The sequence below is a fragment of the Leptolyngbya sp. FACHB-261 genome (assembly GCF_014696065.1).
Classification (GTDB): Bacteria; Cyanobacteriota; Cyanobacteriia; order FACHB-261; family FACHB-261; genus FACHB-261.
The window spans coordinates 118,702-127,216 of the sequence record NZ_JACJPL010000020.1; the positions used below are offsets into that span (position 1 = coordinate 118,702).

Consider the following 8,515-nt stretch of genomic DNA (forward strand, 5'->3'; position numbering starts at 1 on the left):
TTATTGGCTGTAACTATCCCCCTACAATGATGTTTAAGAAATCTGGAATAGCCAACAGCCAAGGTGTGAAAATCTGATAAAGGGCTTTGATCCCCCAGGGGATCGCTACACCAAGTTGGTACTGCCTTAAAGCAAGCCTCTCGATCGATAGAGGCATTAAAAATTTTTGCTGTGCTTAGTTGGAGAAATTGACTGAGCTTTCAGCCTTTTTGAAGCTACTTTTTGTCGGAAATTTTTCTGCAACTTCTTTGCAGTAATCCCTCAACCCTGATCCCAAAGTCCTTATGAACGACTCTTCTTTGACTGCACAATCAGTTGTTGAAATGGTTGAAACGGTCAATGGCAATGATCCCCGCACTGAAACTGCAGTAGGCTGCGGTGTCTACATGACAGTGCATGGACATTTCTACCAACCCCCGCGCGAAAACCCTTATCTCGATGCGATTGAACGTCAAGAGGGAGCGGCGCCGTTTCACAACTGGAATGAGCGAATTCATCATGAGTGTTATCGCCCCAATGCCTTTGCTCGCATCCTCAATGAGCGGGGTGAGGTGCTGGAGGTTGTCAATAACTATGAGTATCTGAGCTTCAATATTGGTCCTACGCTGCTCTCCTGGCTGGAGCGCTACGACATCGAAACTTATCAGCGCATCTTGGAGGCAGACCGTAAGAGCGCCCAGCGCTTGGTTGGCCCCGATGGCAAAGAGCACGGCAACGCCATCGGCCAGGTTTACAACCACATCATCATGCCGTTAGCCAATGCCCAGGACAAGCTGACCCAAATTCGTTGGGGTAAGGCCGACTTCCAGGCTCGTTTTGGTCGCGAACCCGAGGGCATGTGGCTGGCTGAAGCGGCGGTAGACTACCCCACGCTTGAGGCTCTAGTGGCCGAAGGCATCCGCTTTATTGTGCTGGCTCCCTCGCAAGCGCTGCGCTGCCGCGATCCCCAGGGCCAGTGGCACGAAGTCAGCGGTTCGCAGATTGATGCTACCCGTCCCTATCGCTGCTACCTCAAAGACCGCTCCGGCTACCTCGATATCTTCTTCTATGACGGCCCGATCTCGCGGGACATGGGCTTCAACGATGTGCTGCGCAGTTCGCAAAATCTCGCTGCCCGACTGGGTCAGGCTGTGCGTGGGGATCATCGCAAGAGCCAGTTAGTCGCCGTAGCAACCGATGGCGAAACCTTCGGGCACCACAAGGGCGGCACCGAAAAAGCCCTGGCCTATGCCTTCCGCCACGAGATTCCTCAACGGGGCTGGCAGCTCACCAACTTCGCTCACTACCTCAGCCTGCACACGCCCACTTGGGAAGTGGAACTGAAACCGATCACCGCCTGGAGCTGTGCCCACGGTGTAGATCGCTGGCAGGACAACTGCGGTTGCGGGGGCGAGGGTTCCCTTTGGCATCAGAAATGGCGTCGGCCTCTGCGCGATGCTCTGGATTGGCTGCGGGATCAACTGGCTGAGGTGTTCAGCCGCAAGGGTGCTGAGTTCTTCGTCAATCCCTGGGCCGCCCGTGATGCTTACATCCAGGTGGTTCTGGACCGCAGCGAGAGCAATGTCAACGCCTTCCTGGCGGCCCATCAAACCCGTCCCCTGACTGCCGCTGAGCGGGTAGATGCTCTGCGCTTACTGGAAATGCAGCGCCATGCCCTGTTGATGTACACCAGTTGCGGTTGGTTTTTTGAGGAGCTGTCGCGACCGGAGGGCACCCAAATTCTGCGCTACGCGGCTCGAGCTCTGGAACTGGCTGGAGATGTGGCCGGTGTCCGTCTAGAGCCGGAATTCGTGGAGCGCCTCAAAACGGCTCCCAGCAATGTCGAGCATTTTGGCAGCGGCGAGCAGGTTTATCACCACTTGGTGAAGCCGTTCCAGGTGAGCCTGGAGCAGGTTGCGGCGCACTACGCAATCAGTTCCCTGTTCAATTCCTATCCCCGCGACCACCAGCTCTACTGCTATCAGGTGCATCAGGGCGATTATCAGTTGGCGTCGATGGGCTCTTTGACCCTAGCCGTGGGTCAGATTCAGCTGGTCTCGGAGATTACCGGCGAGTCGGCGGATCTGATGTTTGCGGTGTTGCACTTGGGCGGTTGGGATTTCCACTGCTGCATTCAACCGTTCCAGGGCCGTCGCCGCTACGAAGAAGGGCGAGTGCGCCTGTTTGAGACCTTGCAGCAGGCCAGCGCCGCCAAGCTGATCTTGAGAATGTCGCAGGAGTTTGGCGACCAGTCCTTCGACCTGCAGCATCTATTCCCCGAAGAGCGCCATCGCCTGATGCGCTTACTAACCACCGACACGCTCACCCGCTTGGACCAGCTCTATGCTCAGGTCTACCGGGACAACTACGGTGTGCTGCTAGCCTTCCGTCGTGATGGTGTACCGGTGCCAGAGGAACTGCGAGTCGCGGCTGAAATCGCTCTCAATCACCGCCTACTGGCTGCTTTGCGCATCTTGGAGAATTACGATCCCCAGACTGCCGACGAAGCGATTCTGGTTCTGGAAGCGGTGGCTGCGGAGGCGCGACAGATGGGCTGTGCTCTAGATCGCAGCGCTGCCGCTAAGATTTTGGACCCGCTGATCCTGCGTCACCTCTGGGACTTGACCCAGAGCGACGACTGCACCCGCCAAGCCGATATCACTGCCTTAGAAAACCTGTTGGCCCTGGGACACACGCTTGAACTGCCCCTCAATCTGGGTCGCGTTCAGGAACTCTATCTCCAATGCTTGCGCACCCAGATTGGGCCAGCTTGCTATCGCGTCCATGAGGATGCACTACGGGTTAAGAGCCAGCACAGCTCGCACCGCCAAGCAGTCGATACGATCACAGGCCAACTGCGTCGCCTGTTACAACTCGGTGAAAATCTGCGGGTGGATGTGTCTCACCACTTCGCCCTGCTAGGACGCTAGGTTAACTGAACTGACAATCAACCCGCCCTTACAAGACATAGTGAGGGCGGGTTTAATTTTGTTGAGGTTGCTGAACCCAGTATCACGGCAGCAATTCCCTAGGCCCTACTGGTTGCTAAAGGCTATGCTCCCCGTAGAATCCAGTAGATTCAGGCCTGGGCTTGCGCTATTTTTCAGGGAAATTACCAAGATGCAATGGTTAGCTTATGGGCACTCTAGTAAGAACTCACAAGCTTAGAGCTTGAACTACTAGGTGGCATCAGTCACAGGAGCTTATTCCATGGGCAAGAATTTGGTTAGCGCTCATATGTCTCTAGAAGACCGTAAGGTGATTGCGGATGCAGTCACACTGCTTCACGAGACTATGCCCTTTTTGCTTGACCTGACTTCGGCTGAGCGTAGAGCCTTTCCGAAGATGGGCGATAAGGGAAGAGCGTTTATCAGTCGTGCCCTGGAGGTGGCAACACAAAACCCTGATTTTCTGCCTCGGGCGTTTGATCTGGAGGAGATGCGTCGGGACATTGAGCTGTTTGATGCGCTGTACCCAGTTTGGCTAGCCCTGATCCGGCTGGAAGAGTTGGTGGGCAATACCTGTCTGGCGGCGAGCAGTGAAGCCTATTCCTCGGCTCTGGAGATCTACAGCTACGCCAAGAGCAGCAGTGCCAAGGGGATGGATAGCACGCTGAGCGAGATGGGTCGCCGGTTTGCCCGTGACACGCGGAAGAAGCGGGGTGACGATTCGGCGAAGTGAAGTAAACAGTTGCGCTGGGGCAACCGCCCCGTAGACTAGCAAATCTTAAGCTCAGAGCCCGGATGTTCAGGTCAAAAGCCTAGCATCACGGGCTCTGAGCTTTTTGTTTGGTATCGCGAACCTGAAGGTTGGGGTGGTGAATACCAAGCTTGAGGTGCGCGATACCAAGTTCGGAGTGCGAAATAGGAAGCATGGGGTTGCGGATACCAAGCTTGAGGTGCGCGATAGGAAACTTGCCTCTTTTGACCCCAAGCTTGGGGTGCTGGATAGGAAGCATGGGGTTGCGGATAGGAAGTTTGCGGTTCTGGATATCAAGCTTGGGGTTGCAGAGGTGAAAAGCCCCATCTGAACTCTTGGCCTTGGGCAGCGCTATACTGTCGGGCAAATAATGCCTGCGTAGGCTTGCGCTATGAGTGATGACAGCCCGGTGCAATTAGCTGAAGCGGTTGAGGTTTTCTTCTCGTACTCGCACAGAGATGAAGAACTGCGGGACGAACTTGCAAAGCACCTTAGCAATTTGAAGCGACAGGGCATCATTACCGATTGGTATGACCGAGAAATTAGCGCGGGGACGGAGCGGACGGTTGAGATTGCTGCCCGTCTGAATTCAGCTCGTATTATTTTGCTTCTGGTTAGCGCAGATTTTATGGCTTCAGACTACATCCATGATGTTGAGCTGAGGCGAGCAATGGAACGGCATCAGGCTGGTGAGGCGCAGGTTATTCCAGTAATTCTACGTCCGGTTGATTGGGATGGGGCACCTTTCAGCCGACTTCAACCTTTACCTAAGGACGCTATACCAGTAACCGAGTGGGTGAATCATGATGCTGCATTTAGGGATATTGCCCAAGGTATCCGCAATGCTATAAAACCGGGCTCATATACCCCTCTCACAACCAGAAAGCGCAGCTTTTTACCACTGTTTTTGAAGGCTTCCAGCATAGCAGTTTTGGTGCTTGTACTTCGTTTCTTAGGGATACTACAGCCAGCAGAGTTGTGGACTTTTGATTGCCTAATGCAATTGAGACTGCCTGAGGCACAAGATAATCGCCTTTTAATTGTTGAAGTGACGGAGGAGGATGTTAACGCTCAAAAGAAACGCAATGAGCCAATGCAAGGATCTCTTTCTGATATTTCACTTAATAACCTCTTAAAGAAATTAGAGAAATACAAACCAAGAGCTATCGGTTTAGATGTCTATCGAGACGAACTTGACTTCCAGCAAAATAATCTTTTTGCAGTCTGTAAAGCCAGCGATAGTAGTGTAAAGCTACAAGGCAGTGGCCCTCCATCTGGAATCCCAGAATCTAGGGTAGGCTTTAGCGATTTTGTGCCCGAAGAGGCTCTTCGCCGTCATCTTTTATATCTTGAACCGGAGGCAAGCTCTCTTTGCCAAGCAAGAGATGCTTTTAGCTTGGTGCTCGCACGTCATTACCTAGAAATAGAAGGTAAGCAGTACTACGATCCTTCGTCAGCAGGGGAGTTGAGAATTGGCGATGTGGTCTTTAAACGACTCCAGCCTTTTACTGGGGGTTATCAGGGCATAGATGCAGCAGGTTATCAAACGCTGCTCAATTACCGCTCGGCATGCAATCCACGAAATGTCTCCTCCTGCTCCCCTCAAAATATTGCCTTGAGAGTCACGCTCTCTGATGTTTTGGATCGCAATGTTCTTGACTCGGTGGAAAACTTAAACCAGCGCATTGTTGTCATTGGCGTCACCCATCCTGAATCGGGGGATAGCTGGCGTACACCGTACAATGCTGGTTTTGATGGGGATATGCCAGGTGTAGTTATGCAGGCCCAAATGGTGAGCCAGATTTTAAGCGCAGTGCTGGACCGCCGACCTTTGTTATGGGTCTGGCCGCAGTGGGGAGAGGCGCTGTGGATTCTGGCTTGGTCTGGGGTGGGAGGAGCACTTGCCTGGTGGGTTCGACCATTGTCTCGCTTGGTGGGAGGAAGCGTTGTAGCTCTCTTGATTTTATGGGCAAGCGGTTGGGTGGTTTTGAGTTGTTTTGGTGGCTGGATACCATTGGTCCCGCCCGCTCTATCTCTAGCGGCAAGTGGATTTTTGATCAGGTTCTATGCTGGTAACCAGAGCCGGTTTTTATCTCCTGAATTATGACTCAGCCCCGATTACCTGCCCAGCTTATCTGTGCGTTGGGTTTGGCCCTTGCGAGTCTGATGCTCTCCTTGGCTCCTGCCCAAGCCCAAACTGCCAGATCCCTTAATCTCTTTGATCGGATCCGACTGTTGTTCTCGCAACCCTCATCAACCATTGGGGCACCTGCTGGACGTCGTAGAGGCGGGGCGACTCGTGATCAGTGTCCTGATGTAGGTAACAAAGCACTAACCGCTCTAGTACCGGCTGCGGATACAGGGTTAACTATTGCGCAGTACCCGACCTTTTGGTTCTATGTTCCCTACTCGGCTTCGTTGCAGCGTCAGGCTGAGTTTGTGCTGTTAGACGAGCGGGAGAATGATGTCTACAAAACTACTTTTCCGTTAGTGGGAACACCGGGAATTGTCAGCATTCGACTACCCGAGGCCCGACGACCATTGGAGAGTGGTAAAAAGTACCGCTGGGTGTTCTCGGTAATCTGCAATCCAAGGAACCGCTCAGGAGATGTTGCCGTGAATGGCTGGGTTGAGCGAGTTCCCTTGAGCCCTATCCTTAGAAATCGGCTAGCCGCAGCAACAACGCCGCTAGAGCGCGTCTCTATCTACCTCGACCAGAAGTTGTGGTACGAGACCCTCACGACTGTGGTTGAACTCCAACGCACGGAGCCACGGAATACAGCACTGAAGGCCGAATTGCTACGGGCCATCGGCTTGGCTGAGCTTGCGTCAGAGCCACTGACTTCCTGCTGCACTCCCCCTGAGCAAACTAGCGGGCGTCAGCAATAGGGCGGTCCGCACAGTTTTATTTCCACTCGCCCTGAATGATAAAACCGGCCCAGTAGTAAGGGTTTTGCCAGCGCGGGTCTTGAGACATTGAGAGCTGGGCGGCTCTAAGTGCGGCAGTAGGCGGCTGTCTGTTCTTGAGCATTTCTCGATAGAACCTGGTCATTAGCTCTGCGGTGGCATCATCCTCCACGCTCCACAAACTAACGACTACGCGCTTGGCTCCCGCATACATAAAGCCTCGTGTTAGACCAACAAGACCTTCACCCCTGATCTCTTGCCCCAGTCCAGTTCGACAGCCGCTGACTACGACCAGTTCGGCAGGCAGGTTCAGGTTGAAAATATCCTGCGTAAATAGAAAACTGTCTTGTGCAGTACCTTGTTGATCGACTGAAGACAACGCAATCCCAGAGCGGCCCGGATCTTGATCGTTTAGTAGGCCATGGGTGGCAAAGTGCACAAAGCGATATTGGCTGAGTCTGCCGCTAGTCACTGTCTCGCGGCTTGCTGCTGGACCGAAGGCTTGAAAGCGTTCGGATGTAGGGACCAAGGCCAACAACTGATCTGCTTCTACACGGGTTCCTGGTAGGGGTGGAAACTGTTGCGCATCTCGGGAGCTGATCGCTCTGGTTGCTGTTTCCCTAACTCGCTCATTCCCTTGGCCAAAAACGGGATCTGCCAATACCGCTATGGTTTTGGCAGCGAGGCTACGACCTGCTAAATCGCGTCGGATAATCGCCAGGGTAGAAGCAGAGGGAAGGTTGACAATTTCATGCTCTGCTATCAAGAGCTTGTTCTGGGCTTCTCTAGGCTGAGGAATGGGGAGAGTGCCAAAGGGAATATATTGCAGGGCTCCATCGGCAACAATCAACAAGCGCTTCTGCCCAAGTTGCGCGGCAACTGGACCCAGGAGGATCTGGCTCAAAGCTGTGCCCGACTCTGCTGCTTTAGCCGTTCTAATTCTTTGGCTGGGCACAGTTAGGAAGGCATAGAACTGCCGTGCTGCTGCCTCAATCTCAGAGCGTTTGGGTAGCTCATAGCTGGTGATGCCTGTTTTAGTCACAGCCCAGAGATAGCTACGCTCCTCGCCCAGTGAATACTCCAGCAGCATTGTGTTGTCGTCTAGCACCTGCTGTTGAATCTGGGAGAGCGTGAGGGGCTGGGGTTGGGTTAGGGCAGCGTAACGCGGGCTGGTGGTCCGGATTTGAGTTTCAACTTCGTCATACTGTCTTTGCAGAGCTTCGAGTTCTTGCCTAATCACTGCAACCCGTTCTTCTGTCTGTTCGCCGGTAAGCAGCGTGATTTGGCGTTCTTCAATTGTACTAAGGCGCTGTTGCAAGCTACGTTCGCGCGCTAGCAATTGGGGATCTACGCCCTGACGGATATCAGCACGGGCTTCAGTGAGAAGCTCTAAAAGACTACGAGCACGGGAGCGTTCACTGGCATATAAAGCCAGTGCGTCATAATCTGCTGCTGGTTGCTGTTTGTGCAATTGCATCAACAAGCCAACATAGAGTTTGTAATAGTTCTGAACAGAAGCAAAGTAAGAAGCACGCAAATCCTGACTAATAACCTTAGTACGTAAGGATTCAACAATCCCAATCGCCGCCTCAATCTGAGCTTTTGCTTCGCTAAGTTTGCCTTGATCACGTTTAACATAAGCAATGTTGTTGAGGGTCGTTGCTTCCCCAGAGCGGTCGCCTACTGCTCTCCTTAGCGGCAAAGCTTGGTTGTAGTAGGAGAGGGCTTGCTGCTTGTCGCCGAGAGAGTCGTAGACCAAGCCAATATTGTTAAGGGTCGTTGCTTCCCCAGAGCGGTCGCCTACTGCTCTCCTTAGTGGCAAAGCTTGGTTGTAGTAGGAGAGGGCTTGCTGCTTGTCGCCGAGAGAGTCGTAGACCAAGCCAATATTGTTAAGGGTCGTTGCTTCCCCAGAGCGGTCGCCTACTGCTCT

General features: G+C 53.3%; 6 protein-coding genes. 5 read left to right on the forward strand and 1 reads right to left on the reverse strand.

The annotated features are described in order from the left end of the window. Window positions 1–284: 284 nt before the first annotated feature. The 5 genes from H6F94_RS12705 to H6F94_RS12725 all read left to right on the forward strand — a co-directional run bounded on the left by H6F94_RS12705 (window position 285) and on the right by H6F94_RS12725 (window position 6,567). A complete protein-coding gene (locus H6F94_RS12705; RefSeq protein ID WP_190802604.1) occupies window positions 285–2,909 on the forward strand; it encodes a DUF3536 domain-containing protein in 2,625 nt (874 codons plus the stop codon). 280 nt (window positions 2,910–3,189) lie between these two features. Next, window positions 3,190–3,660 (forward strand): hypothetical protein, encoded by a 471-nt coding sequence (locus H6F94_RS12710; protein ID WP_190802605.1) that lies wholly within the window; start codon window positions 3,190–3,192, stop codon window positions 3,658–3,660. Between the two features lie 136 nt (window positions 3,661–3,796). Next, a complete protein-coding gene (locus tag H6F94_RS12715) occupies window positions 3,797–4,009 on the forward strand; it encodes a hypothetical protein (protein WP_190802606.1) in 213 nt (70 codons plus the stop codon). 60 nt (window positions 4,010–4,069) lie between these two features. Beyond that, a complete protein-coding gene (locus H6F94_RS12720) occupies window positions 4,070–5,785 on the forward strand; it encodes a CHASE2 domain-containing protein (protein ID WP_190802607.1) in 1,716 nt (571 codons plus the stop codon). Continuing rightward, window positions 5,782–6,567: a DUF928 domain-containing protein gene (locus H6F94_RS12725; RefSeq protein WP_190802608.1), complete on the forward strand. Its 786-nt coding sequence runs from the start codon at window positions 5,782–5,784 to the stop codon at window positions 6,565–6,567. Before H6F94_RS12720 ends, H6F94_RS12725 begins: the two co-directional genes overlap by 4 nt. Before the next feature lie 16 nt (window positions 6,568–6,583). Here the strand turns inward: H6F94_RS12725 and H6F94_RS12730 are convergent. Beyond that, the coding region (locus tag H6F94_RS12730; protein WP_190802609.1) for a CHAT domain-containing protein at window positions 6,584–8,515 on the reverse strand (1,932 nt) is incomplete at its 5' end.